Consider the following 24336-nt stretch of genomic DNA (forward strand, 5'->3'; position numbering starts at 1 on the left):
AGCCCCTGGCAAAGCCAGAATCTCGATTTCGTTGGTAGGCTCGATTGGACTCGAACCAACGACCCCCACCATGTCAAGGTGGTGCTCTAACCAGCTGAGCTACGAGCCTGAAGAAGAAAGATTATATAAAGTGCCTACAGACTTGGCAAGTGCTTTTTTGCAGCGCGGCAATCCTATGCCGCCTCAGCCCCTTCGCGACGCCCGCTGGACCCCGCCCACCTCGCCCAGCAGCACGCAGGCGCGCTGGATCTGTGCGGAATTCGATACTTCCACCGTGAACTGCATGTACGCCGCATTGCGGCGCGACTGCGTCTTTACGCCGATCACGTTCATCTTCTCGCGCGCGAACACTTCGGAGATGTCGCGCAGCAAACCCTGGCGGTCGGTCGCCTCGATCGAAATATCGACCGGGTAGACCGACTGGCCGCGCCCGCCCATCACGTCGGCGGACCACGTGGTATGCAACACGCGCTCGGGCGCACGGTCGGCCATGCGCATGAAGGTCGGGCAGTCGCTGCGATGGATCGACATGCCCTTGCCGCGCGTGACGAAACCGCTGATCGCATCGGGCGGCGCGGGCCGGCAGCAACGCGCGAGCTGGGTAAGCAGCGCGTCCACCCCGACCACCAGCACGCCAGACGCTCCACCATGCGTGACGTTCGCGCCGCTCGCGCGCTTGGTGAGCTGCTCGGGCGTCTCCTCATCGGGCTCGGCCACGGGCGCGTCGTGCAGGGCGTGCTCTACGTTGCGCAGACTGAACTCTTCCTTGCCGACCACGCTGAAGAGGTCGTCGGGCGACTTGAAGCCGAGCTTCGCCGCGAGCTGATCGAGACTGACCGACGTGCGGCCCTCGCGCTGCAGCGTCTTTTCCACCATCGCGCGGCCGGTGGCGATGTTCTCCTGCGACTCGATTGCATTGAACCACGCGCGCACCTTCTGACGCGCGCGCGGGCTATGCAGATAACCGAGCTGCGGATTGAGCCAGTCGCGCGACGGCCCACCCTCCTTCACCGAGACGATTTCCACCGTCTGGCCGTTGCGAAGCTGGGTGTTGAGCGGCACCATCGCGCCGTCCACGCGCGCGCCGCGGCAGCGATGGCCCAGTTCGCTGTGCAGGTGATAAGCGAAGTCGAGCGGCGTCGCGCCCTGCGGCAGCGCAATCACGCGCGCCTGGGGCGTGAGCACGTAGATGTGGTCGTCGTCGAGTGTGGCCTGGCGCAACTGCTCCCACGGCTGGCGCCCATCCGAAACATCGTCTTTCCAGGCGAGCAGTTGGCGCAACCAAGCGATCTTCTCGTCATAGCTGCTGCTCGCGCTGAACTGCCCGCCGTAACCCTTCGCACCGGCTTCCTTGTAGCGCCAGTGCGCGGCCACGCCGTATTCGGCGAACTGATGCATCTCCTGCGTGCGGATCTGCACCTCGAACGCGCGGCCGTCGTCGCCGATCACGACCGTGTGCAGCGAGCGATAACCGTTGGGCTTGGGCCGCGAGATGTAGTCGTCGAACTCCTTCGGCACCGGCTGCCAGAGGTTGTGCACGATGCCGAGCACCGTGTAGCAATCCTTGATATCGGGCACGATCACGCGAAACGCGCGCACGTCGTAAAGCTCGGAGAAGTCGATCTCCTTGCCGCGCATCTTTTTCCAGATGCTGTAGATGTGCTTGGGCCGCCCGCTCACCTCGGCCTGGATATGCGCCGCGGCAAGCTCGCTTTGCAACCGCGCGATCGCCTCGGACACGTAGCTCTCGCGCTCCACGCGTTTTTCGTCGAGCAGCTTCGCGATGCGCTTGTAGGTGTCGGGCTCCTGGAAGCGGAACGCGAGGTCCTCGAGTTCCCACTTCAGTTGCCAGATGCCAAGCCGGTTGGCGAGCGGCGCGTAGATCTCGAGCGTTTCGTGCGCGATCCCGGGCGCCGGCGTGATCTTCGCCGCCGCGTAAAAGCGCAACGACTGCAGGCGCGACGCGAGCCGGATCAGCACGACGCGAATGTCCTGTGCGAACGCGAGCAGCATCTTGCGCAACGACTCGACCTGCGCGCGCCGCGCCGCCTGGGCATCGCGCCCTTCGCGGCCCGTTTCGGGCATGGCCTGCTGCGCCGCGCGCAGACTCACCGTGCCGAGCCGCAACAGCTTGCGCACGTCGAACACGAGCTTCGCGACCTCCGCGCCGAAGCGCGCTTCGAGCGTGGCTTCCGGATCGTCGAGGTGCGGCGCGAGATTGAAGAGCGCCGCGGCAAGCACCGCAGGCGGATCGACGTTGAGCCGGCTCATGATGGACGCCGTGCCCTGTGCATGCTCGATAAGCGGTTCGCCCGTGGAAAGACGAGCGTCACCGGCGTGCTCGCGCACGAACGCAAGCGCGTCGTCGAGCGACGGCAACGCGCCGGTATCGGCGGAAATCGCGGGGGCGGGAGGAACGGTGTCGCTACTCATGAGGCGATGCCCGCCGGCATGCCGGACGGGCGACAACGGAAAGGATCAAAAAAACTCGAGGTAACTACGCTGACTGAACGACTCGCGCTCAATCGCGCTGCGCAGCCACCACGACAATCTCGACGAGGCATTCCGGATTCGCGAGCTTCGCTTCGACCGTTGCGCGCGGCGGCGTTGCGCCTTGCGCGACCCACTTGTCCCACTCGGCGTTCATGCCGGGGAAGTCCTTCATGTCGGCGATATAGATCTGCACCGAGAGGAGCAGCGACTTGTCGCTGTTCGCCTCGCCCAGCAGGCGGTCGATGTGGCCGAGCACTTCGCGCATCTGGCCGGCGATGTCCTGCTTCGTGTCCTCGGCGATCTGGCCTGCCAGGTAGACAGTGCCATTGTGGATTGCGGTTTCCGAGAGGCGCGGGCCAACGTGGTGACGAATGACTGCCATGAAAATTCCTGTTGAGAAGTGAAAAACGGTCGACTTCCGGGCCTGCGCCATCCGGCGCGCATGAACGCGCGCCGGAATATGCCGGCGAATCTCATATTATGACGCGCGAAGGGCCTCGCCGTCGAAGAAACGGCGCGCGATTGCGATCTGGTCGGCCGAGAGGAACGCGGGCGCATGCCCTACGCCCTCGATTTCGACGCTCGACACATTGCGCCCGGTCTCGACCATTTTCGCGACCGTTTCGCGCGAAAGCAGGTCCGAAAGCGCTCCGCGCACGACGAGCATCGGTCCTTCGAACGCCGCCACCGAGCGCCACAAGAACTTCTCGCCCTCTTCGTTCTGCTCCGGCGTGGTCGACTTGAAGGGCTCCGCAATGCGCGGGTCGTACCGATAGCGCCACTGTCCGTCCACTTCGTGAAGCAACGGCGTATTGATCTCGCGCCATTCCTCGGCGCTCAACGGGCCGAATGAGGCCGCGAGAAGCGCGGCATTGTCGATGCCCTCCTGGAGCGTGGCGAAAGACCCGCCAAGCCCCACGTACTCGCCGATGCGTGCAAGCGACGCGGGTTCGATATGCGGCCCGATGTCGTTGAGCAGCATGCGGCCAATGGGCGTGCCCGGCAGCCCCGCGAGCGCCATACCGATCAGGCCGCCCATCGAGGTGCCGAACCAGTCCACCTTCTCGACGCCGGTACGCGCGATCAACGTGACCATGTCCGCCACGTATTGCGCGACGCCGTAGCCGCGCGGATCGAGCAGCCACGACGACAGCCCGCGCCCAGCCACATCCGGGCACACGACACGGTATTCGTCGGCCATCGCGGCAGCGAAGCGGTCGAAGTCGCGCCCCGAGCGCGTGAGTCCATGTACGCAAACGAGCACGCGCGGATTGGCGGGGTCGCCCCACTCGGTGTAGGCGATGCGGTGCAGGCCCGCGGGACTCAGACACTGGACGTATTGCTGGCGCGGCACGGCGGTCGATTCGGTCATCGCGGGATCCTCGCTCGAAGGCGCATCAAAGCTTTCGGACGATTGTAAACGGCTTTGCCGCGCGGCATCGGCGGCAAAGGCGCACGCAAACCGTAGCCCAAAGCGCTTCCAGCCGGGCCTCCCGCCGCGCAGGACAACGCCCCGAGCAATGCGCCCCTCTCCCATCCTGCCTATGCCGTTCGGCCGACGTGTCAACGCGCCGCCAACGCGCAACAATGCAAGCACCGCAAAAACGAAACGGGCGAGACCGAAGTCTCGCCCGCCGCAAATCATGGTGATGCTACGACGTTCAACCAACAGCGCTCACATCGAGCGGCGCGCCAGTCTTCGCCTTGATCTCGTCCACCGTCACGCCCGGGGCGAGTTCGGTCACCTTCAGGCCCGCGTCGCTCACTTCCATCACGCCGAGATCGGTGATGATGAGGTCGACCACGCCCACGCCCGTCAGCGGCAGCGTGCAGGCTTCAAGAATCTTGTGCTGGTCGCCCTTCGCCACGTGCTCCATCAGCACGACCACGCGGCCAACGCCCGCCACGAGGTCCATCGCGCCGCCCATGCCCTTGATCATCTTGCCGGGGATCATCCAGTTGGCCAGGTCGCCCTTCTCGCTCACCTGCATCGCACCGAGGATCGCCAGGTTGATGTGGCCGCCGCGAATCATCGCGAACGAGTCTGCCGACGAGAAAATCGACGAACCCGCCAGCGTCGTCACGGTCTGCTTGCCGGCGTTGATCATGTCGGCGTCCACTTCGTCCTCGGTCGGGAACGGGCCAATGCCGAGCAAGCCGTTTTCCGACTGCAACCACACTTCCATGCCCGCAGGCACGTGATTGGCCACGAGCGTCGGCAGGCCGATACCGAGGTTCACGTAGAAGCCGTCCTGCAGTTCCTTCGCCGCGCGCGCGGCCATTTCATCACGATTCCATGCCATGGTCGGTCTCCTTCCTCAGTTGGCGGCGGCGCGCACGGTGCGTTGTTCGATGCGCTTTTCCGGGTGCGCGTTGAGCACGATGCGCTGCACGAAGATGCCCGGCGTATGAATGGCGTCCGGATCGAGTGCGCCGTTCTCGACGATTTCCTCGACTTCCACCACAGTGATCTTGCCCGCCATCGCGCACATCGGGTTGAAGTTGCGCGCCGTGCGGCGGAAAACCAGGTTGCCCGACTTGTCGGCCTTCCACGCCTTCACGAGCGCGACATCTGCCGTGAGGGAATGCTCGAGCACGTAGTGCTTGTCGCCGAACTGGCGCGTTTCCTTGCCTTCGGCGATCAGCGTGCCGAAGCCGGTGTTCGTGAAGAACGCCGGAATGCCGGCGCCGCCCGCGCGCAGCTTTTCAGCCAGCGTGCCTTGCGGCGTGAATTCGAGTTCGAGTTCGCCCGACAGATACTGGCGCTCGAATTCCTTGTTCTCGCCCACGTAGGACGAGATCATTTTCTTGATCTGGCGCGTCTCCAGCAGGAGGCCGAGGCCAAAGCCGTCCACACCCGCGTTGTTGCTGATGCAGGTGATGCCTTTCACGCCCGTATCGCGCAGTGCGCCAATCAGCGCTTCGGGAATGCCGCAGAGGCCGAAGCCGCCCACCGCGAATGTCTGCCCGTCCTTGACGATGCCCTCGAGCGCGGCAGCCGCGCTTTTATAGACCTTGTTCATCAGTGTGTCCCTTCCTCGAATGGAAATCCGCCAATCCGGTTTATCGCGCGGACGTCGAGCGCGTCCGGATGCTCAATTCTAGTCATGCCCCGGTGGCGTTGCCGTGAAGCCGGCAGCCCGGCTGGGCTGCGCGCACGGGCCCAAACGAGCCGCGCGAGCTTTGAAAACCGCTCCTCCGATGGATGCAAAGCGTACGCTGGCCCCCTGTTGCGGCACAATACGCAAAACTACATAAAGCAATACCCGCACCGTCCGCCATGGCCGCTCCAACGCAAAGCGTCGAACGCTCCGCTCTCGACTACCAGACCGCCTTCCATCTCGCGCCCATCGGCCTTGTGCTGGCGCGCGAGCGCACCATCGTCGATTGCAACGACGAGGTCGCCGCCATCTTCGGCTGCGCCCGCGAGGCGCTGATCGGCCAGTCGTTCCAGGTCCTCTACCCCTCCGCGGACGAGTTCGAGCGCATTGGCGCACGCATCCCGCCGATCATGACGGCGCAAGGCAGCTACGCCGACGACCGCATCATGAAACGCGCTAACGGCGAACTCTTCTGGTGTCACGTCACGGGGCGCTCGCTCGACCGCGCCGAGCCGCACGCGGCGGGCGTCTGGACGTTTGAAGACCTGAGCGCGACGCGGCGCGTCGCGATCGAGCTCACGCCGCGCGAGCGCGAAATCGCCGCGCAGCTCGTGACCGGAAAGACCAGCAAGCAGATCGGACGAATTCTCGACATCAGCCCGCGCACCGTGGATGTCTATCGCGCGCGCCTCATGCGCAAGTACGACACGGGCAATGCGACCGAGCTGCTGCAGCGGCTGCTCGGCCAGTAAGCGCACTCAGCCTACACGGTCCGACTTCACCAGCCCCGCATGCTCGATGGTCGCGCGCAGCATGTCGGGAATCGGCACCGATTTGCCTGCCGCGTAGTCGATCCACACACAGCGCGCGTTACCGCGTGCGTAGAGCGTATCCGGCTCGTCGGCGCGGCGCAGTTCGAAACCGGTGTCGAAGCTGCTGCGCCCTGGCTGGCCGACCGTCATCGTGCAAACGATATCGCCGGGGTAATGCAGTTGCTTGAGGAATTCCATCGAGGCATTGACGATCACGGGCCCCTGACCGTCGCCGCTCTCCGCGGCCACGCCCAGATGCTCGAACCAGGAAATCCGCACCTGCTCCATGTAGCGGAAATAGACCGTGTTGTTCACATGGCCGAACGCATCCATGTCGCCCCAGCGGATCGGCATGGTCATTTCAAATACGGGGTGATAGTCACTCATTGCACTTCAACTTCTGGTTGTTGCGAAAAACGGAATGCCGTCCGGCGGCCGGACTCGCCTGCACTCAGGTGAGCCCGAAGCCGTCGTCGGCGGTGATGATCGAGCCGTTGATGAACGATGACTCGTCGGCGGCGAGCAGCAGCAGCAGGCCGTCCAGATCTTCGGGTTTGCCGACGCGGTGGCGCGGCAACATCGAAACGAGCTTTTGCCCCTGCTCCGTCGACCAGTGGTGATGGTTGATCTCCGTGTCGATGTAGCCCGGGCAGATCGCGTTCACGTTGATCCCGTGGCGGCCCCATTCGAGCGCCATCGCCTTCGTCATATGGACGACGGCGGCCTTGCTGATCGCGTACAGGCCGATTTGCGGCAGCACGCGCAGGCCCGCCACGGAAGCGATATTGATAATGCGGTAGACCGGCTTCGAGCCGCCGCCGTTGCCGCGCATGATCATGCGTTTGGCAACTTCCTGAGCCACGAAAAAGGCGCCGCGCGTGTTGGTGTCGAACACGTATTCGAAGTCGGCGGGCGTGACGTCCGCGAGCTTTTGCGTCGTGGAGACGCCCGAGTTGTTGACGAGGATGTCGATGGTCCCCGCCTCGGTTTCCGCGTGCGCCACCGCCGAGCGAATGCTCTGGTAGTCGGTCACATCGAGCGAAACGACGTGCGCAGCGCCCCCGCTCGCCTCGATTTCAGCGCGCAGCTCTTTCAGGCGCTCCACGCGGCGGCTTGCCAGCACGACTTTGGCGCCCGCCTGCGAGAGCACCTGGGCGAAGCGCTTGCCGAGCCCGCTGGAGGCCCCCGTGATCATCGCGACCTTGCCTTCCAGATTGATCGAACGGCCCATTTCCGGTTCCTGTTCAGAGGTAAATAAGCGCCAGAACGCGGCGGGGTCGACCCGCCAAATCTGGCGCCATAGAATAGAACGGTCGTGCTAATGTTAGCCTGTTGGGTTGCGGCACGGGGAACGTTACCCGACAATACGAACCCGAAAAAAGCATTCTAATGGCAAGAGGAGCATTGATGACCCCCGCAAGTCTTTTGGAGCAATACGGCCCACGCGAGTCGATGGAATACGACGTGGTGATCGTCGGCGGCGGCCCCGCCGGGTTGTCCGCCGCGATCCGCCTGAAGCAGCTGGCCGCGGAAAAAGGCGCTGAAATCGGCGTCTGCGTGCTGGAGAAAGGCTCGGAGATCGGGGCGCATATCCTCTCGGGCGCGGTCATGGATCCGCGTGCCTTGAACGAGCTGATTCCGGACTGGAAAGAGCAAGGCGCACCGCTGAACGTGCCCGTGACCGAGGACAAGTTCCTTTTTCTTTCCGAAACGGGGGCTAAGTCTGTGCCGAACTGGGCACTGCCCGACAACTTCAAGAACCACGGCAACTATGTGATCAGCCTCGCGAACGTCACGCGCTGGCTGGGTCAGCAGGCCGAGGCGCTGGGCGTCGAAATCTTCCCCGGCTTTCCGGCTGCCGAAGTGCTCTACAACGACGATGGCTCGGTCAAGGGCGTTGCCACCGGCAACATGGGTGTCGGCAAGGACGGCGAGCCCACCGAGAACTTCCAGCTCGGCATGGAGCTGCACGCCAAGTACACGCTGTTCTGCGAAGGCTGCCGTGGCCATCTGGGCCGTCAACTGAACGAGAAGTTCAAGCTCGGCAAGGACTCGGACCCGCAGGTCTACGGTATCGGCATCAAGGAACTCTGGGAAATCGATCCCTCGAAGCATCAGCCGGGCCTCGTGATCCACACCGCCGGCTGGCCGCTCGAGTCGGATACCTACGGCGGCTCGTTCCTGTACCACATCGACAACAACCAGGTGATGGTGGGCTTTGTCGTCGGGCTTGCGTACCAGAATCCGTATCTCTCGCCGTTCGAGGAATTCCAGCGCTACAAGACGCACCCGGAAATCCGCAAGTACCTGGAAGGCGGCAAGCGCGTGTCGTATGGCGCACGCGCGATCACCGCAGGCGGCCTGATGTCGCTGCCGAAGCTCGTGTTCCCGGGCGGCGCGCTCGTGGGCGACGATGCGGGCTTCCTGAACGCCTCGCGCATCAAGGGCAGCCACGCGGCCATCAAGACCGGCATGCTGGCAGCGGATGCGGCGTTCGAAGCGGTCCAGGCCGGCCGCCAGAGCGATGAACTCGCGGCCTACCCGGAAGCATTCAAGCAGTCGTGGCTCCACACGGAGCTGTACAAGGCGCGCAACTTCAAGCAGTGGATGAGCAAGGGCCTGTACCTGGGCACGCTGATGGTGGGCATCGAGCAGAAGCTCATGGGCGGCAATGTGCCCTGGACGCTGCATCATCAGCATCGAGATCACGAGATGCTGAAACCCGCTTCGCAGTGCAAGCCGATCGAGTATCCGAAGCCTGACGGCAAGCTCACGTTCGACCGGCTCTCCTCGGTGTTCATCTCGAACACGAATCACGAAGAGAATCAGCCCGCGCACCTCACGTTGAAGGACGCAAGCGTGCCCGTGAACGTGAACCTGCGCACCTACGCGGGCCCCGAAGCGCGCTTCTGCCCGGCCGCGGTGTACGAGTTCATGAAGAACGACGACGGCAGCGACCGTCTGCAGATCAACGCGCAGAACTGCGTGCACTGCAAGACCTGCGACATCAAGGACCCGACGCAGAACATCGTGTGGGTCACGCCGGAAGGTGGCGGCGGCCCGAACTATCCGAACATGTAAGTTCGGCAAATGAAAAAAGCCGCTTCAGGTTCACACCTGAAGCGGCTTTTTTGTTGTCCACGCAACGAGTGCGGCTCACGCCGCACCGATTGAGATCACTCGTCGCTGGCCGCGATCTTCGGCGTCGTCACGACGACATCGGCATTCTGCGCGCGGTGGCGCAGGGCGTGATCGATCAGCACGAGCGCGAGCATGGCTTCGGCGATCGGCGTCGCGCGAATGCCCACACACGGGTCGTGGCGGCCGAAGGTCTCGACCGTCGCGGGGTCGCCCGCCTTGTCGATCGAGCGGCGCGGCGTGCGGATGCTCGAGGTCGGCTTGATGGCGATCGAGACGGTGATGTCCTGTCCAGTCGATATGCCGCCGAGCACGCCGCCAGCATGATTGCCGTGGAATCCGTTGGGCGTGAGTTCGTCGCCGTGCACCGAGCCGCGCTGCGCGACGCTCGCGAAGCCCGCGCCGATCTCCACGCCCTTCACCGCGTTGATGCCCATCATGGCATGCGCGATGTCGGCGTCGAGGCGGTCGAATAGCGGTTCGCCCCAACCCACCGGCACGCCGCTCGCCACCACGTTCACGCGCGCGCCGATCGAGTCGCCGTCCTTGCGCAGCGCGTCCATGTAGTCCTCGAGCTGCGGCACGACGTCGGCGTTGGGCACGAAGAACGGGTTCTCGTGCACGTGCTCCCAGCTTACGAACGGCACGTCGACCTCGCCGAGCGCACGCATGTAGCCGCGCACTTCCACGCCGAAGCGCTCGCGCAGCCACTTCTTCGCAACGGCACCCGCGGCGACCGTGGGCGCCGTGAGGCGCGCCGACGAGCGGCCGCCGCCGCGATAGTCGCGAATGCCGTACTTCTGCCAGTAGGTGTAATCGGCGTGACCGGGGCGAAAGGTCTCGACGATGTTGCCGTAGTCCTTGCTGCGCTGATCGGTATTGCGGATCAGGAGCGCGATGGGCGTACCCGTGGTTCGCCCTTCGAACACGCCCGAGAGAATCTCGACCTTGTCCTCTTCCTGGCGCTGTGTCACGTGACGCGACGTGCCGGGGCGGCGGCGGTCCAGGTCGATCTGGATGTCGGCTTCGGTGAGCGCCATGCCGGGCGGGCAGCCGTCGATGACGCAGCCAATGGCCGGACCGTGGGATTCGCCGAAGGTGGTGACGGTGAAAAGCGTACCGAGCGTGTTGCCGGACATGGCGGTCATCCAAAGTGAATCGGGGGAATCCAATATTATGCCAGCCCGCGCGCGTCGACGCCCGACCGGGCGGTCGGGTGAACGGCGGAGCGACGCCGGTTTGGGCGGCGCGTCCGCCCTGCCCGCAAGGCCCGCCGTCAGCGCCGCGCGCCGCGCAGTTCGGCCACCGTCGCCTGCAAGCGTTCGAGCGTGGCGTCCGCTGCCGCGATCGGCTCGCCCACCGCCAGCGTCAAACGGCTGGTCAGCCCGCGCCGCAGCGGCCGCTCCTGGCCAGACCCCTCAAAGCGCGAGAACGCGCTGCCCCACAACCCGCGCAACGCCATCGGCACGACGGGAACCGGGGATCGTTTCAGGATTTCGCTCACGCCGTGGCGAAACGGGTTCATGTCGCCCGTGCGCGTGAGCTTGCCCTCGGGAAAGATGCAGACGAGATCGCCCTCGGCCAGCGCGGCCGCGCACGCGTCATAGGCAGCGACGAGCGCAGCCGGGTCCTCGTGCGCGGGCGCAATCGGAATGGCCTTGGCGTGGCGGAACACCCAGCCGAGGAACGGCGAGCGGAAAATCTGCTGATCCATCACGAAGCGGATCGGCCGCGGGCTCTCGGCCATGATGACGATCGCATCGACATAGCTCACGTGATTGCAGACGAGCACTGCCGCGCCCTCTGGCGGTATGCGTTCGGTGTGCACGAGCCGCACGCGGTAGACCGTATGCACGAGCACCCACGCCACGAAACGCAGCAGGAACTCGGGCACGAGCGTGTAGATATAGGCCGCCACGACGATATTGAGCAGCGCCGTGGTGAGAAAGATGCCGGGAATGCCGACGCCCGCCGACGTGAGCGCCATCGCCATGAGCGCCGAGACGATCATGAAGAGCGAATTGAGGATGTTGTTCGCGGCGATGATGCGCGCGCGGTGACTGGGCGCGCTGCGGCTCTGGATCAGCGCGTAGAGCGGCACGCTGTAGAAACCGCCGAACATGGCGAGCAGAAACAGGTCGGCGAGCACGCGCCAGTGTGCAGCGGTGCGCAGGAATTCGCCCACCGATAGCAGATGGGGGGCGGCCGGCAACGCGTGACTCGCAAAGAAGAGATCGATGCCGAACACGCTCATGCCGATGGAGCCGAGCGGCACGAGGCCCACCTCGATGCGCCGCCGCGAGAGCCGCTCGCACAGCAGCGACCCCGAGCCGATGCCCAGCGAAAACATGGCGAGTAGCACCGTCACGACGTCGGGATCGGCCGACATCACGTCCTTGGCGAAATTGAAGAACGAGGCGAGAAACGTCGCGCCGACGAACCAGAGCCACGAAATGCCGAGCAGGCTCAGGAACACGGTGCGATTGCCGTGCGCGAGGCGCAGATTGCGCCAGGTTTCGGAGACCGGATTCCAGTTGATGCGCAGGTCCGGCTGTGACGGCTCGCACGGCGGCACGAAAGCCGAAGCCACGCGCCCCACGAGCGCGATGACGATACACATGCCGCCGAGCCACCATGCGCCGAGCGGCGGACCTTGAACTGCGGTCGAGGCATCCATCGCTCCAATACCCGCCGCCACGCCCCCGACGATCGTGCCAAGCAGAATCGCGACGAACGTGCCCATCTCGACGAGCCCGTTGCCGCCAACCAGTTCTTCAGGCGCGAGCCGCTGCGGCAGGTACGCATATTTGACCGGCCCGAACACGGTGGAATGCACGCCCATCAGGAAGGTGCACACATACAGCAGCGGTGCGCTGTGCATCCAGAAGCCCGCCGCGCCGATCAGCATGACCGCGATTTCGAAAGTCTTGACCCAGCGTGTGAGCATTGCCTTGTCGTACTTGTCGGCGACCTGGCCCGAAGTCGCGGAAAACAGCACGAACGGCAAGATGAAAATGGCCGAAATGAGGAACGCGACCGTCTTCGGATCGACGCCCGAAAACCGCGCGGCCTGATACGTGACGAGCGAGGTGAAGCCGATCTTGAAGACGTTGTCGTTCATCGCCCCGAGAAACTGCGTCCAGAAAAACGGGGCGAAACGTCGCTGGCGCAGCAGCGCGAATTGCGAAGCGTGGTCATCTTCATGGTGCACTTTGCGCTTGTCGCGCTGCGCCGCGGGCATCGGTCTATCGTTCATCGAATAGGAATCGTACTGACGGAATTCAAAGGGCCCAGACGCGAAAAAGCGCGCCTGACGCGCGCTTTTTCATGCTGACCAACCTGGCGTTAGACGGGCTACGCTCAGCGCGCCGGCTGCCGCTCCTCTTCCGGCCAGTCGCGAATATAGGCCTTCAGCAACTTGTTCTCGAAGCCCTGCGCTTCCACCACGGCTTTCGCCACGTCGTAGAACGAAATCACGCCCATGAGCGAGCGGCTTTCCATGACCGGCAGATAGCGCACGTGATGTTCGAGCATCATGCGGCGCACTTCGTCGACTTCGGTTTCCGGCGTGCAGGTGATGGGATGATCGTCCATGACCTTGCGGATCGTCGTGGTGCCGACGGCGCCGCCATTGGCGCGCAGCGTGAGGATGATCTCGCGGAACGTGAGCATGCCGACCAGATCGCCGTACTCCATGACGACGAGCGAACCGATGTCGTGCTCGGCCATGGTGTTGACTGCCTCGTTCAGCGCAGTGTCGGGCGTGACGGTGTAGAGGGTGTTGCCCTTCACCTTGAGGATGTCGCTGACACGCATGATGTGTCTCCAGGAATGCCGCTAGTAATGGGGGAAATGCTGAAAAGATGCCTACCTGATTCGATCCTAGCGGAAAGATTGTTAAAAGGAAAGCCGCGCGGCGGGCGCTCCACGGCGTCCCGAAATGTCTGCCGAAAGCCTTGGCGCGGGGATTTTCGGCACAAATCTGGCCGCACCGGACGCCCTTCATCAGGCCCGAAAAACGCCCGGCCCGGCGCCCCTGCGCCCCGCCGCCGGTGTTACGATGCCCCTCACCCTCGACACCAGGCCGGTTCGCGCCGGCCGCGCCGCCACGATGTCTTCGACGCCAGATACCCGCTTCGACACGCTCGCGCTGCATGCCGGCGCGGCGCCCGACCCTGCCACAGGCGCCCGCGCAACGCCGATCTACCTGACCACCTCGTTCTCGTTTCGCGACACCGACCACGCCGCCGCGCTCTTCAACATGGAGCGCGCGGGCCACGTGTACTCGCGCATCTCGAACCCGACAGTCGCTGTGTTCGAAGAGCGCGTGGCCGCGCTCGAAGGCGGCGCGGGCGCGATCGGCACGGCGAGCGGCCAGGCGGCGCTGCATCTCGCGATTGCCACGCTGATGGGCGCGGGCTCGCACATCGTCGCTTCGGCGGCGCTTTATGGCGGCTCGCACAACTTGCTGCACTACACGCTCAAGCGCTTCGGCATCGAAACGACCTTCGTGAAGCCCGGCGACCTCGACGCCTGGCGCGCCGCGCTGCGGCCCAACACGCGCCTGCTGTTCGGCGAGACGCTCGGCAATCCGGGCCTCGACGTGCTCGACATCGAAGCCGTTTCGCAGATTGCGCATGCACACGGTGTGCCGCTCCTCGTCGACTCGACGTTCACTACGCCCTTCCTGCTGCGCCCTTTCGAGCACGGCGCGGATCTCGTCTATCACTCGGCCACCAAGTTCCTCGGCGGCCATGGCACGACGATCGGCGGCGTGCTGGTGGACGGCGGCACCTTCGACTTCGAAGCGTCGGGCCGCTTTCCCGAGCTCACCGAGCCCTATGCAGGCTTTCACGACATGGTGTTCAGCGAGGAGAGCACGGTCGCGCCCTTCCTCTTGCGCGCGCGCCGCGAGGGCCTGCGTGACTTTGGCGCGTGCCTGCATCCGCAGGCCGCGTGGCAGTTGCTGCAGGGCATCGAAACGCTGCCGCTGCGCATGGAGCGGCACGTGTCGAACACGCGGTGCATCGTCGAGTTCCTCGCCGCGCACGAGGCGGTCGAATCGGTCGCGTGGCCCGAGCTGCCAAGCCATCCCGATTACGCACTTGCCAAACGTCTGTTGCCGCGCGGCGCGGGCGCCGTGTTCAGCTTCAACCTGCGCGGTGGACGTGCGGCGGGCAAGCGCTTCATCGAATCGCTTACGCTGTTCTCGCATCTGGCCAACGTCGGCGACGCGCGCTCGCTCGTGATCCATCCGGCCTCGACCACGCATTTCCGCATGGACGCCGCAGCGCTCGCCGCCGCCGGCATTGCGGAGGGCACGATCCGCCTTTCGATCGGACTCGAAGACCCCGCCGATCTGGTCGACGACCTCAAACGCGCGCTGAAGGCGTCGCAAAAAACGGAAGCTGCGAAGGCCAAGCCGGCAGGCAAGGAGGCGTCATGATCGTCGATGTCGCCGGCAAGCCGGTCTATGCCTACACGGCCTCGCGCCCCATCGACCCCGCGCTGCCGTTCGCGGTGTTCGTCCACGGCGCGCAGCACGACCACAGCGTCTGGGCGCTGCAATCGCGCTATTTCGCGAACCACGGCTTCAACGCGCTGGCCGTCGATCTGCCCGGCCACCTGCGCAGCGCGGGCCCGGCGCTCACGAGCATAGGCGCGCTCGCCGACTGGCTCGCCGCGCTGCTCGACGCGCTGAACGCCCCGCAGGCCTTCATCGCCGGCCACAGCATGGGCTCGCTCATCGCGCTCGAATTCGCAGCTCGCCATCCCGAGCGCGCGCAGCGCATCGCCCTGCTCGCCACCGCGTTCCCGATGACGGTCGCGCCGACCTTGCTCGAAGCCGCGCGCGAGCGCGAGCCGGAGGCGATCGCGCTCGTCAACGCGTGGTCGCACTCGACGCTGGCCGCCAAGCCGTCGAGCCCCGGGCCCGGTTTCTGGCTGCGCGGCATGAACCGGCGCCTCATGGAGCGCGTCTCCGCGCGAGGCGAGCCGCAGCTTTTTCATACCGATTTCGCGGCGTGCAATGCCTACGCGGAAGGCCTCGCCAGTGCTGCGAAAGTCCGCTGCCCGGTGCGCCTGATCGTCGGCAAGCGCGACGCGATGACGCCCCCGCGCGCGGCGCGCGCCCTCGCCGACGCGTTTGCGAAAGCGGGCACGCCCGTGGACACGGTCACGCTCGATGCGGGCCACGCGCTGATGACCGAGCAGCCCGACGCGACGCTCGACGCGCTCTATGCTTTTGCAACGCAGCAAGCACCGCGCGTGGGTAACGGCTAAGGGCTGCTTGACGCCTGGTTGACGCCTGGTTGACGGCTGAAAAGCCCTGGTTGCACGGTCGTTCGCAACGCCGCAGAATGGCTGAATCAACCATCCCCTGCGTGTCCGCGCAGAAAGGAGGAGACGATGCAACCCACCACGCATACCGAGCATTTTTCGAGCTTCGCGCAGTTCTATCCGTTCTACCTCAGCGAGCACAGCAATCTCGTGAATCGCCGGCTGCATTTCATCGGCTCGCTTGGCGTGATCGGATTCGTCTGCATGGCGATCGCCACCGGCAACTGGCTGTGGCTGCCGCTTGCCGTCGTCTGCGGTTATGGCTTCGCGTGGGTCGGCCATTTCAAGTTCGAGAAGAACCGCCCGGCCACCTTCCGCCACCCCATCTACAGCCTGATGGGCGACTGGGTCATGTTCGCGGATATCTGCCGCGGCAAGATTTCACTCTGATTCAACGATGATGCGACGGCGCGCCTCTCACGGGCGCGCTGCATCGTCACGCCGCCGGATGCGGGAGCACCGGCGGATGCTCCTCCGTCAGCGCCGGCAGACGCCGCGTCGCGAGCAGCGAGGCGAGCGAAATGGCGAGCTTGTCGTTGTCGAGCGCACCCAGCAGCATGTGCGCGTCGATACTGCTCGACTTGAGCTGATACGCCAGTTCCTTGCGATCGATCGCGAAGCGGTCGAAGATGCGCGCCACCGAAATGCGCCCGGGATTGCCGATCAGCAGGAACAGCGTTTTCGCGCGTTCCTCCTGTTCGAGACGCCCCACGAGTTCATCTTCTTCGAGACCGTCGATCAGCCGTGTGACCGTGGCCAGGTCGCGCCGCAGCAGCTGCGCGAGTTGCTCGGTCGTGCGGCCGGGCTCGCCCGCTTCCCGCGCATCGGCAAGACCCGCGAGCAGTTCGAGCGCGTCGAGCAGATCGCTGCCCGGAAAGCGCGGCCGGTTAAAGCGCCCGGTGCGGATTTCGGGCAACGCCGAGGTGATCATCGCGCCCACGAGCGTGATGAACCAGCTCAGGTACATCCACAGCAGGAACATGGGCGCGGCCGCGAATGCGCCGTACACAGCCGTGTAGGTCGGAATGCGCCGCACGTAGTAGCCAAAGCCGCGCTTGGCTGCCTCGAACGCGATCGCTGCGGCGATGCCGCCCACCAGCGCGTCGCGCCACTGCACGCGGCAGTTCGGCAGATACACGTAGAGCATCGTGAAAGCGAGCGCCGTAAGCGGCAGCGAAGCGCCGAAGAGCATCCAGTCGAGGATGCCCGAAACGTGCTGCTCGGTCGCGATCACGGCCGAACGCGTGAACACATACGAGGAGATCGACAGGCTCACGCCGATCAGGATCGGGCCGAGCGTGAGAATGGCCCAATAGACGAGCACACGCTGCGCGAAAGGCCGCGCCTTGCGCACGCGCCAGATCAGGTTGAAGGCCGACTCCACGGTCATCATGGTCATGACCGAGGTGACGAAGAGCACGATCATGCCCATCGTCGTCAGCCCCTTGGCCTTCGAGGCGAACTGGTTGAGGTACTTGAAGATCTGGCTGTTGATCTGCGCCGGCATGAGGTGGTCGGCGAGAAAGGCCTGTAGCGAGTTCTGGAACGAAGCGAAGATCGGGAATGCGGTGAAGAGCGCGAACGCGACCGTGGCGAGCGGCACGAGCGAGAGCAGCGTGGTGAACGTGAGGCTGCCCGCAACCTGTGGAATGCGATCTTCGCGGCTGCGCCGCGCCGCGAAGCGCGCGAGCCGCTTCACGATGTCCAGATCGATCTTCACCCTCGACAGCACATCCATTGGCCCGCTTTCCTCGCCACCGTGAACACGTTGATTGCTGCGCTTTCTTCCCGCCGCAAGTTGGCGGCATTTTTCGCGCGCACGCAGTTTACCCATTTGCCCATGATTTGCACGTGACACGCGCCTCGCTCGCTGGCGCGCCGCTGCGGCGGCAAACCCAACCCCTATAATATCCCGTCCACCGACGAGGCCCGATGAAACCGATTCTTGTGCTCTATTACAGTCGACATGGTGCAACCCGCGAGCTCGCGCGCGCCATCGCCCAGGGTGTCGACAGTGTTCCCGGCGCTGAAGCGCGTGTGCGCACGGTGCCGCCCGTCTCGGCGGTCTGCGAGGCCACCGCGCCCGATATTCCCTCCGACGGCCCGCCCTACGTCGAGTTGCGCGATCTCGAAGAATGCGCAGGTCTCGCGCTCGGCTCGCCCACCCGCTTCGGCAACATGGCCGCACCGCTCAAGTACTTCCTCGACGGCACGACGCCGCAATGGCTTTCGGGCGCGCTCGCGGGCAAGCCCGCTTGCGTGTTCACGTCGACGGGCAGCCTGCACGGCGGCCAGGAAAGCACGCTGCTCTCGATGATGCTGCCGCTGCTCCACCACGGCATGCTGCTCGTGGGCATCCCCTATACGGAAAGCGCGCTCACGACCACGCAGGGCGGCGGCACGCCCTACGGCGCCTCGCATCACGCGCGCCAGGACGCGCGCGGCCACGGCTTGAGCGCCGACGAAAAGACGCTCGCGAGTGCGCTGGGCGTGCGGCTTGCGCGCGCGGCGCTCGCGCTCGCCAACACGGAACAAGGCCAGCGGCTGTGAACGCCAGCGTCGACGGCGTCACTGAACCCATCGCCCAGCGTCGCGGCGCCGCGCTCGGCGCCTTTGCGATGCTCGCCGCGCTAACGCTGCTGTGCATCGCGTGGGAATGGCGGCTCGCGCCGCTGCGCCCCGGCGGCAGCGCGCTCGTGCTCAAGGCGGTGCCGCTCGCCATCGCGCTACCAGGCGTCCTGCGACGCAGGCTTTACACGCTGCAATGGGCGGCGATGCTGGTGCTGCTCTACTTCGCGGAAGGCATCATGCGCGGCATGACCGACCCCGCGCCGGGCAACCGGCTTGGCTGGGTGGAAGTTGCGCTTTCGCTCGGCTTCTTCGTGTGTGCGCTTGCGTATGTCGCGCCGTTCAAACGTGCCGCGAAACGTGCCGCAAAGCTTGCAAAGCGCGAGTCGGCCTGAGCGACTCCCTACCCGCGCGCATCGCTCGGTGCGCGCCGCCCGCGCTGCCCGCGAGCGCTGCATGAACGCTATCGCCGTGTCACACTAACCGCTTGAGCCTTGCGCCCCCACGATAGTCGCGCCGCGCGCCAGCCCCGCGCAGACGCGAAACTCCGAGACACCATGACCGACTCCACCCCGACCGCCAGCCAAGCCTTTCTCGACGCCTGCGCCGCCGCCATCGGCGCGCAATACGTGCTGACCGACGCCCACGACACCGCGCCCTACCTCACCGACTGGCGCCGCCGCTACCAGGGCACGGCCATCGCCGTGCTCTGCCCGGCCAATACGCGGGAAGTCGCCGCGGTCGTGAAGCTCGCGCACGAGCATCGTGTGGCGCTCGTGCCGCAAGGCGGCAACACGGGCCTCGCGGGCGGCGCGACGCCGGACGCGAGCGGCAACGAGGCCGTGCTGAGCCTGCGCCGCCTGAACCGCGTGCGCGAAATCGATCCGCACAACAACACGATCACCGTCGAGGCCGGCGTGATCCTCGCCGAAGTCCAGGCGCGCGCCAGGGATGCGGGCCGCCTCTTCCCGCTTTCGCTCGCGGCCGAAGGCAGCTGCACGATCGGCGGCAATCTCTCGACCAACGCGGGCGGCACCGGCGTGCTGCGCTACGGCAACACGCGCGAGCTGTGCCTCGGCCTCGAAGTCGTCACGCCGCAAGGCGAGATCTGGGACGGCTTGCGCGGGCTGCGCAAGGACAACACCGGCTACGATCTGCGAGACCTGTTCATTGGCGCTGAGGGCACGCTCGGCATCATCACCGCCGCCGTGATGAAGCTGCATCCGCTGCCCGCTGCGCGCGTCACCGCGCTCGCCGCGCTCGGCTCGGCGCATGCGGCGCTCGACTTCCTCGCGCTCGCGCAGCGCTATGCCGGGCCGCTGCTCACAGGCTTCGAACTGATGTCGGACTTCTGCATGGAACTCGTGAACCGTCATTTCCCGCAAATGCGCTATCCGTTCGCGGAACATCACGCACAGGTCGTGCTGCTCGAACTGTCGGATAACGAAAGCGAAGAACACGCGCGCGCGCTCTTCGAGCGGCTCATGGAAGATGCGCTCGAACAAGGTCTCGTGGAAGATGCCGTGGTCGCAGAAAGCCTCGCTCAGTCGCAGGCGTTCTGGAACATCCGCGAGCACATTCCGCTCGCACAGGCGCAGGAAGGGTTGAACATCAAGCACGATATCGGCGTGCCGATTTCGCGCATCGGCCATTTCATCGAGGAAACCGATGCGCAGATCGCCCGCGCGGTGCCCGGCGCGCGCATGGTCACCTTCGGCCATCTCGGCGACGGCAATCTGCACTACAACGTGCAGGCGCCCGAAGGCGGCGACCCCAAAAGCTTCCTGGCCGAAAACGAGAAGACGCTGAACCGCATCGTCTACGACAGCGTGGATCGCCATCGCGGCACGATCAGTGCGGAACACGGCCTCGGGCAATTGAAGATCGACGAGAACATGCACTACAAGAGCGAGGTCGAACTCGCGCTGATGCGTGCGATCAAGACCGCGCTCGATCCGCTGAATCTGATGAATCCGGGGAAAGTGCTGCGCTAAACGCGCAGGACGCAAGGAGCCGACATTGTGCTAAAGATTCGCGTGCTGTCCGACCTTCATCTGGAAAACGACGAGCCCGACACGATCCCGCATGCGCAGGCCGATCTCGTCGTGCTTGCGGGCGATATCCACAATCACGGGCTTGGTCTGCGCTGGGCGGCGGAAACGTTCGATCCGCAGGTGCCGGTGGTGTACGTGCCCGGCAATCACGAGTACTACGACGGCGATCTCGGCGCGCTGGAAACGGCGATGCGCGACGCCGCCTCCACGCTCGACAACGTGCACTTTCTCAACGACGACGTGTACGTCGATCCGGCAGGCCGCTTTCGCGTGCTCGGCACGACGCTGTGGGCGGACTTCGCACTTTTTGGCGCCGACGATGCCGCACGCGAAGCCGCCGTTGCGGCCGCCATGCGCGTGATGCTCGACTTTCGCGGATTGATTCAGGTGTCGTGGCCAGACAGCCCGCAAGCGCTTGCGCGCGACTTCACGCCGGCGGACTCGCTCGCGCTCCATGTGCGTTCGCGAGCGTGGCTTGAGGCGGAACTGGCGAAGCCCTTCGCGGGCGGGACGATCGTCGTCACGCACCACGCGCCGCACAAGCAGAGTCTCGCGCCGCGCTACGCGGAAGACCTGGCGTCGGCGGGATTCGTAAACGATCTGGACGTGCTGGTGCGCGCGCCTGTCGCGCTATGGATACATGGCCACACGCATACGTGCTTCGACTACACGGTCAACGGCACGCGCGTGGTGTGCAATCCGCGCGGCTATCGCGACCGCCGCACGGGGCAGCCGGAGAATCCGGCCTTTGCATGGGACAAGGTGGTGGAGATCTAGCGGGGCAAAGACGCCCGCTGTTTAGTGCATGCGCGCGTCGTCGCGGCGAACGCGCAGCGTCACGGGCTGGAGCTGCGCGCGGCGCATGCGCAGCAGATCGCGCGATGCCGCGATGCCGATCAGGCCCATCATCACGGCGATGCCGATCATCAGATGCGTATCCATGTAAGTCCTTGGTGCTGGCAAGAAGTAGGTTGCGTGAAACAGTCCCGCTACCTTACCAAGCCGCCGCGCCACCGGGCGTAAGGAAGTGTTGCCATCTGCGCAAGCTGTAACAGGCTGTCACAGCCCACTTGCGCCTATTGATTGGGCGCAAGTGTTACAGGCTCAGGTGCGCGCGAACTTGCGCAGCTCGTTCTGATCGCGCGCAAGCGTCGATGGCAAGTTCTCGCGCAGCAGTTCCACCCATGTGCGGATCTTCGCGTCGAGATACTGGCGCGACGGGTACACCGCAAAGACGTTCATCTCCTGCGACTTGTACTCCGGCAGGATCCACTGCAATTCGCCGCTGCGCAGACCGCTGATCGCCGAATAGATCGGTAGCAGGCCCACGCCCATGCCTTCGCGCACGGCCACCGCCATCGCCTCGGCCACGTTCACCTGGAACGTCGCCGGGCCGAGATCGATTTTCGTCTCGCCTTCCGGGCCCGAGAACTGCCACTGCGAGGTGGGAAATACAGGCGTCACCATCTGCAGACAGGTGTGGTGCGCGAGATCGGCGGGCGTCTGCGGCACGCCGCGCTTCTCCAGATACGCAGGCGATGCGCACGCAATGCTGAACGCGCTCGCGATGCGCTGCGACACGAAACCGGAATCGGGCAGATCGGTCGCGACCACGAGGGCCACGTCATAACCCTCGTCGAGCAGGTCCGGCATGCGCTGCGCGAGCGTGAGCTCCACGTGCACGTCGGGATAGCGCTGCTGATACTGCCCCACCGCCGGCACCACATAGTGCTGGCCGAAGCTCGTCATCGCGTGGACCTTGAGCTTGCCCGAGGGGCGCGCATGCGCGTCGCCGGCTTCCGCTTCCGCCTGATCGACGTAAGCCAGGATCTGCTCGCAGCGCTGCAGGTAGCGCTCGCCCGCCTCGGTGAGCGCGATGCGGCGCGTCGTGCGATTCAAAAGACGCGTGCGCAGGTGCGCCTCCAGATCGGAGACCGCGCGCGACGCGTAAGCCGTGGTCGTGTTCAGGTACTGCGCCGCGCCCGTGAAGCTGCCCGCTTCCACCACCCGGACGAATACACGCATGTTTTGAAGCGTATCCATACCAATCCTCTATCTGACACACGAATTGTTTCATATTTCGTAAGATCGATTGTCTCACGTTTCGTAAAAATGCCTTGCATCCTTACCGGTTATTCATCAATCGCGCAAAAAATATAATGGCGCACAGTGATTCATAGTCAAGATAAGGAGTAAATCGTGCAGTCTCCGGTACCGAAAGGACTAGCCGCACTCACGGTTCTTACGTTCTCGTTGATAATCGCGGGCTGCGCCAGTACCGGGGGCATCGCACCGCAAGCGAAGCAGGCCGAAGCCGCGCAACTCGACGCCGGATCGGCGATCCGCGCGGCCAATACCGACGCCGGCTGGCCCGCCAGCGACTGGTGGCGCGGCTATAACGACCCTCAACTGAACGCCTGGATCGAAGCCTCCGTGGCCGGCAACCCCTCGCTTGCCGCCGCCCAGGCGCGCGTGCGCGAAGCGCGCTCGATGGTGGGCGTGGCCCAGGCCGGGCTCCTGCCGCAAATCAACGGCAGCATGTCCATCCAGCGCCAGCAATGGTCCGACAACATCTACTACGGACCGGGTTCGCTCGCGGGCACGAACACGTGGAACAACACGGCCACGCTCGGCCTCTCGTATCACCTCGACCTCTGGGGCCAGGACAAGAACAACGCCGAGCGCGCGCTCGACGTGGCGCACGCCACCGCCGCCGACGCGCGCGCGGCGCAGCTCGAGCTCGAAGTCAATGTCACGCGCACCTACATCGAGATGTCGATGAACTACGCGCTGCTCGACATTGCGAAGCAAACGCTCGGTCAGCAGCAGCGCATTCTCGCGCTCGCGCAAAAGCGCCTGGCGGGCGGCATCGGCACCCAGCTCGAAGTGAGCCAGGCGCAAACGCCGCTGCCCGAGTACGAGCGCCAGATCGACGCGCTCGAAGAATCCATCGCGCTCGGCAAGAACCAGCTCGCGGCGCTCGCGGGCAAGGGTCCAGGCGCCGGGGAATCGATCCAGCGCCCCGCCCTTGCGCTCGCCGCACCGGCGGGCCTGCCCTCGGCGCTGCCCGCCCAGCTGATCGGCTACCGCCCCGACGTGGTCGCGGCGCGCTGGCTCGTGGCCGCGCAGGCGCGCGGCATCGATGTCGCGAAGGCCGACTTCTATCCGAACGTGAACCTGCTCGTTTCGATGGGCGGCTACGCGGCGGCCGGTCCGCTGTTCCAGTTCCTCAAGTCGATGAGCGGCAGCTATGCGGCCGGCCCCGCGTTCTCGCTGCCGATCTTCGACGGCGGACGCCTGCGCGCGCAGCTCGGCGCCCAGTCTGCCGCGTACGACATCGCCGTCGATCAGTACAACCAGACGATCGTCACCGCGCTCAAGGAAATCGCCGATCAGGTCGTGCGCATGCGCTCGCTCGCGACGCAGGAAGACGACGCGCACCGCTCGGTCGCGGCTGCGCAACGCAATTACGATCTCGCGCAGGAAGGCTTCCGCCGCGGTCTGACCGACTATGTGAACGTGCTGATCGCGCAAACGCAGTTGCTGCGCGCGCAGGAAGGCGTCGCGCACATCCAGGCCGAGCGCCTCGCCGCACACGCCACGCTCGTCGCGGCATTGGGCGGCGGCATGATCGACGCATCGAGCGACGATGCAGCAAAGGGGCCGACCGAAGCCGAGCAACTGCCCGCGCACGGCAAGAAAACGCGCGCAGTGCCGCTGATGCCCGCAGCATTCCTCGCGCCACACGGCTCACATGCTTCGTCCGGACCTGACGCCGCCGATGCCAGCGCATCGGGCAACGCCAGCGCAACCGGCGCGGCGCACTGAGGC

General features: G+C 65.2%; 23 protein-coding genes and 1 tRNA gene. 10 read left to right on the forward strand and 14 right to left on the reverse strand.

Features of this window, described 5'->3' with window-relative positions:
* Positions 1-32: 32 nt before the first annotated feature.
* From VSR72_RS13920 to VSR72_RS13945, 6 genes are all read right to left on the reverse strand, one after another.
* Positions 33-109, reverse strand: a tRNA-Val gene (locus VSR72_RS13920).
* A gap of 74 nt (positions 110-183) precedes the next feature.
* On the reverse strand, positions 184-2433 hold the full coding sequence (locus tag VSR72_RS13925; RefSeq protein WP_342952912.1) for a bifunctional (p)ppGpp synthetase/guanosine-3',5'-bis(diphosphate) 3'-pyrophosphohydrolase: 2250 nt from the start codon (positions 2431-2433) through the stop codon (positions 184-186).
* An 88-nt stretch (positions 2434-2521) separates the two neighbouring features.
* The gene (locus tag VSR72_RS13930) at positions 2522-2875 is read right to left on the reverse strand and encodes a RidA family protein (RefSeq protein ID WP_321925124.1); all 354 of its coding nucleotides are present in this window, start codon (positions 2873-2875) and stop codon (positions 2522-2524) included.
* A gap of 96 nt (positions 2876-2971) precedes the next feature.
* Positions 2972-3865: an alpha/beta hydrolase gene (locus VSR72_RS13935; protein ID WP_342952913.1), complete on the reverse strand. Its 894-nt coding sequence runs from the start codon at positions 3863-3865 to the stop codon at positions 2972-2974.
* Positions 3866-4154: 289 nt separating this feature from the next.
* Entirely contained in the window at positions 4155-4796 is a 642-nt protein-coding gene (locus VSR72_RS13940) for a CoA transferase subunit B (RefSeq protein WP_324141618.1), read from the reverse strand.
* A 15-nt stretch (positions 4797-4811) separates the two neighbouring features.
* Positions 4812-5516 carry a CoA transferase subunit A gene (locus VSR72_RS13945; protein WP_342952914.1) on the reverse strand — a complete coding sequence of 235 codons (705 nt, stop codon included), beginning with the start codon at positions 5514-5516 and terminating at the stop codon, positions 4812-4814.
* A gap of 257 nt (positions 5517-5773) precedes the next feature.
* Between VSR72_RS13945 and VSR72_RS13950 the strand changes: the two genes are divergently transcribed.
* On the forward strand, positions 5774-6346 hold the full coding sequence (locus VSR72_RS13950; RefSeq protein WP_342952915.1) for a LuxR C-terminal-related transcriptional regulator: 573 nt from the start codon (positions 5774-5776) through the stop codon (positions 6344-6346).
* A 6-nt stretch (positions 6347-6352) separates the two neighbouring features.
* On the opposite strand, the gene VSR72_RS13955 is transcribed toward VSR72_RS13950, so the two are convergent.
* Both VSR72_RS13955 and VSR72_RS13960 read right to left on the reverse strand, forming a co-directional pair.
* Positions 6353-6793: a thioesterase family protein gene (locus VSR72_RS13955; RefSeq protein WP_028204259.1), complete on the reverse strand. Its 441-nt coding sequence runs from the start codon at positions 6791-6793 to the stop codon at positions 6353-6355.
* Positions 6794-6857: 64 nt separating this feature from the next.
* A complete protein-coding gene (locus VSR72_RS13960; protein ID WP_342952916.1) occupies positions 6858-7637 on the reverse strand; it encodes an SDR family oxidoreductase in 780 nt (259 codons plus the stop codon).
* 176 nt (positions 7638-7813) lie between these two features.
* Here VSR72_RS13960 and VSR72_RS13965 point away from each other — a divergent pair, with 176 nt between their 5' ends.
* Positions 7814-9487, forward strand: a complete 1674-nt coding sequence (locus tag VSR72_RS13965; RefSeq protein ID WP_342952917.1) for an electron transfer flavoprotein-ubiquinone oxidoreductase — start codon at positions 7814-7816, stop codon at positions 9485-9487.
* 95 nt (positions 9488-9582) lie between these two features.
* Here VSR72_RS13965 and aroC read toward each other — a convergent pair whose 3' ends face one another.
* From aroC to VSR72_RS13980, 3 genes are all read right to left on the reverse strand, one after another.
* On the reverse strand, positions 9583-10683 hold the full coding sequence (gene aroC / locus VSR72_RS13970; protein ID WP_342952918.1) for a chorismate synthase: 1101 nt from the start codon (positions 10681-10683) through the stop codon (positions 9583-9585).
* A 137-nt stretch (positions 10684-10820) separates the two neighbouring features.
* The gene (locus tag VSR72_RS13975; protein WP_342952919.1) at positions 10821-12800 is read right to left on the reverse strand and encodes an MFS transporter; all 1980 of its coding nucleotides are present in this window, start codon (positions 12798-12800) and stop codon (positions 10821-10823) included.
* 104 nt (positions 12801-12904) lie between these two features.
* Positions 12905-13360 carry a CBS domain-containing protein gene (locus VSR72_RS13980; RefSeq protein ID WP_342952920.1) on the reverse strand — a complete coding sequence of 152 codons (456 nt, stop codon included), beginning with the start codon at positions 13358-13360 and terminating at the stop codon, positions 12905-12907.
* A gap of 295 nt (positions 13361-13655) precedes the next feature.
* Between VSR72_RS13980 and VSR72_RS13985 the strand changes: the two genes are divergently transcribed.
* From VSR72_RS13985 to VSR72_RS13995, 3 genes are all read left to right on the forward strand, one after another.
* A complete protein-coding gene (locus VSR72_RS13985) occupies positions 13656-14990 on the forward strand; it encodes an O-acetylhomoserine aminocarboxypropyltransferase (RefSeq protein ID WP_342952979.1) in 1335 nt (444 codons plus the stop codon).
* Complete coding sequence (locus VSR72_RS13990) at positions 14987-15826, forward strand: alpha/beta hydrolase (RefSeq protein ID WP_342952921.1); 840 nt, start codon at positions 14987-14989, stop codon at positions 15824-15826. The genes VSR72_RS13985 and VSR72_RS13990 overlap by 4 nt, the downstream gene beginning before the upstream one ends.
* Positions 15827-15952: 126 nt before the next feature.
* On the forward strand, positions 15953-16273 hold the full coding sequence (locus VSR72_RS13995) for a DUF962 domain-containing protein (protein ID WP_342952922.1): 321 nt from the start codon (positions 15953-15955) through the stop codon (positions 16271-16273).
* A gap of 46 nt (positions 16274-16319) precedes the next feature.
* Here VSR72_RS13995 and VSR72_RS14000 read toward each other — a convergent pair whose 3' ends face one another.
* Positions 16320-17621: a YihY family inner membrane protein gene (locus tag VSR72_RS14000; protein ID WP_342952923.1), complete on the reverse strand. Its 1302-nt coding sequence runs from the start codon at positions 17619-17621 to the stop codon at positions 16320-16322.
* Between the two features lie 194 nt (positions 17622-17815).
* Between VSR72_RS14000 and wrbA the strand changes: the two genes are divergently transcribed.
* The 4 genes from wrbA to VSR72_RS14020 all read left to right on the forward strand — a co-directional run bounded on the left by wrbA (position 17816) and on the right by VSR72_RS14020 (position 21282).
* Complete coding sequence (gene wrbA / locus VSR72_RS14005) at positions 17816-18433, forward strand: NAD(P)H:quinone oxidoreductase (RefSeq protein WP_342952924.1); 618 nt, start codon at positions 17816-17818, stop codon at positions 18431-18433.
* A 68-nt stretch (positions 18434-18501) separates the two neighbouring features.
* Complete coding sequence (locus tag VSR72_RS14010) at positions 18502-18846, forward strand: DUF2069 domain-containing protein (RefSeq protein ID WP_342952980.1); 345 nt, start codon at positions 18502-18504, stop codon at positions 18844-18846.
* A gap of 162 nt (positions 18847-19008) precedes the next feature.
* Positions 19009-20445, forward strand: coding sequence for an FAD-binding oxidoreductase (locus VSR72_RS14015; protein ID WP_342952925.1), 1437 nt, complete (start codon positions 19009-19011; stop codon positions 20443-20445).
* Between the two features lie 27 nt (positions 20446-20472).
* A complete protein-coding gene (locus VSR72_RS14020) occupies positions 20473-21282 on the forward strand; it encodes a metallophosphoesterase (protein WP_342952926.1) in 810 nt (269 codons plus the stop codon).
* A 21-nt stretch (positions 21283-21303) separates the two neighbouring features.
* Here the strand turns inward: VSR72_RS14020 and VSR72_RS14025 are convergent, their stop codons facing one another.
* Complete coding sequence (locus tag VSR72_RS14025) at positions 21304-21447, reverse strand: hypothetical protein (RefSeq protein WP_199272076.1); 144 nt, start codon at positions 21445-21447, stop codon at positions 21304-21306.
* Between the two features lie 162 nt (positions 21448-21609).
* A complete protein-coding gene (locus tag VSR72_RS14030) occupies positions 21610-22548 on the reverse strand; it encodes a LysR family transcriptional regulator (protein ID WP_342952927.1) in 939 nt (312 codons plus the stop codon).
* A gap of 156 nt (positions 22549-22704) precedes the next feature.
* Between VSR72_RS14030 and VSR72_RS14035 the strand changes: the two genes are divergently transcribed.
* Entirely contained in the window at positions 22705-24333 is a 1629-nt protein-coding gene (locus tag VSR72_RS14035; RefSeq protein ID WP_342952928.1) for an efflux transporter outer membrane subunit, read from the forward strand.
* The last annotated feature ends 3 nt before the right edge of the window (positions 24334-24336 follow it).

It is taken from the genome of Paraburkholderia sp. JHI869, assembly GCF_038900775.1.
GTDB lineage: Bacteria > Pseudomonadota > Gammaproteobacteria > Burkholderiales > Burkholderiaceae > Paraburkholderia.

Excerpts from the sequence above, each read along its gene's own strand:
- VSR72_RS14030 (WP_342952927.1), bottom strand. The coding sequence starts at position 22,548 with ATGGATACGCTTCAAAACATGCGTGTATTCGTCCGGGTGGTGGAAGCG.
- VSR72_RS13925 (WP_342952912.1), bottom strand. The coding sequence starts at position 2,433 with ATGAGTAGCGACACCGTTCCTCCCGCCCCCGCGATTTCCGCCGATACC.
- wrbA (WP_342952924.1), top strand. The coding sequence starts at position 17,816 with ATGAAACCGATTCTTGTGCTCTATTACAGTCGACATGGTGCAACCCGC.
- VSR72_RS14015 (WP_342952925.1), top strand. The coding sequence starts at position 19,009 with ATGACCGACTCCACCCCGACCGCCAGCCAAGCCTTTCTCGACGCCTGC.
- VSR72_RS13985 (WP_342952979.1), top strand. The coding sequence starts at position 13,656 with ATGTCTTCGACGCCAGATACCCGCTTCGACACGCTCGCGCTGCATGCC.
- VSR72_RS13980 (WP_342952920.1), bottom strand. The coding sequence starts at position 13,360 with ATGCGTGTCAGCGACATCCTCAAGGTGAAGGGCAACACCCTCTACACC.
- VSR72_RS13960 (WP_342952916.1), bottom strand. The coding sequence starts at position 7,637 with ATGGGCCGTTCGATCAATCTGGAAGGCAAGGTCGCGATGATCACGGGG.
- VSR72_RS13965 (WP_342952917.1), top strand. The coding sequence starts at position 7,814 with ATGACCCCCGCAAGTCTTTTGGAGCAATACGGCCCACGCGAGTCGATG.
- VSR72_RS13940 (WP_324141618.1), bottom strand. The coding sequence starts at position 4,796 with ATGGCATGGAATCGTGATGAAATGGCCGCGCGCGCGGCGAAGGAACTG.
- VSR72_RS13950 (WP_342952915.1), top strand. The coding sequence starts at position 5,774 with ATGGCCGCTCCAACGCAAAGCGTCGAACGCTCCGCTCTCGACTACCAG.
- VSR72_RS13990 (WP_342952921.1), top strand. The coding sequence starts at position 14,987 with ATGATCGTCGATGTCGCCGGCAAGCCGGTCTATGCCTACACGGCCTCG.
- VSR72_RS13995 (WP_342952922.1), top strand. The coding sequence starts at position 15,953 with ATGCAACCCACCACGCATACCGAGCATTTTTCGAGCTTCGCGCAGTTC.
- VSR72_RS13945 (WP_342952914.1), bottom strand. The coding sequence starts at position 5,516 with ATGAACAAGGTCTATAAAAGCGCGGCTGCCGCGCTCGAGGGCATCGTC.
- VSR72_RS13935 (WP_342952913.1), bottom strand. The coding sequence starts at position 3,865 with ATGACCGAATCGACCGCCGTGCCGCGCCAGCAATACGTCCAGTGTCTG.
- aroC (WP_342952918.1), bottom strand. The coding sequence starts at position 10,683 with ATGTCCGGCAACACGCTCGGTACGCTTTTCACCGTCACCACCTTCGGC.
- VSR72_RS13930 (WP_321925124.1), bottom strand. The coding sequence starts at position 2,875 with ATGGCAGTCATTCGTCACCACGTTGGCCCGCGCCTCTCGGAAACCGCA.
- VSR72_RS14025 (WP_199272076.1), bottom strand. The coding sequence starts at position 21,447 with ATGGATACGCATCTGATGATCGGCATCGCCGTGATGATGGGCCTGATC.
- VSR72_RS13955 (WP_028204259.1), bottom strand. The coding sequence starts at position 6,793 with ATGAGTGACTATCACCCCGTATTTGAAATGACCATGCCGATCCGCTGG.
- VSR72_RS14000 (WP_342952923.1), bottom strand. The coding sequence starts at position 17,621 with ATGGATGTGCTGTCGAGGGTGAAGATCGATCTGGACATCGTGAAGCGG.
- VSR72_RS14010 (WP_342952980.1), top strand. The coding sequence starts at position 18,502 with ATGCTCGCCGCGCTAACGCTGCTGTGCATCGCGTGGGAATGGCGGCTC.
- VSR72_RS13975 (WP_342952919.1), bottom strand. The coding sequence starts at position 12,800 with ATGAACGATAGACCGATGCCCGCGGCGCAGCGCGACAAGCGCAAAGTG.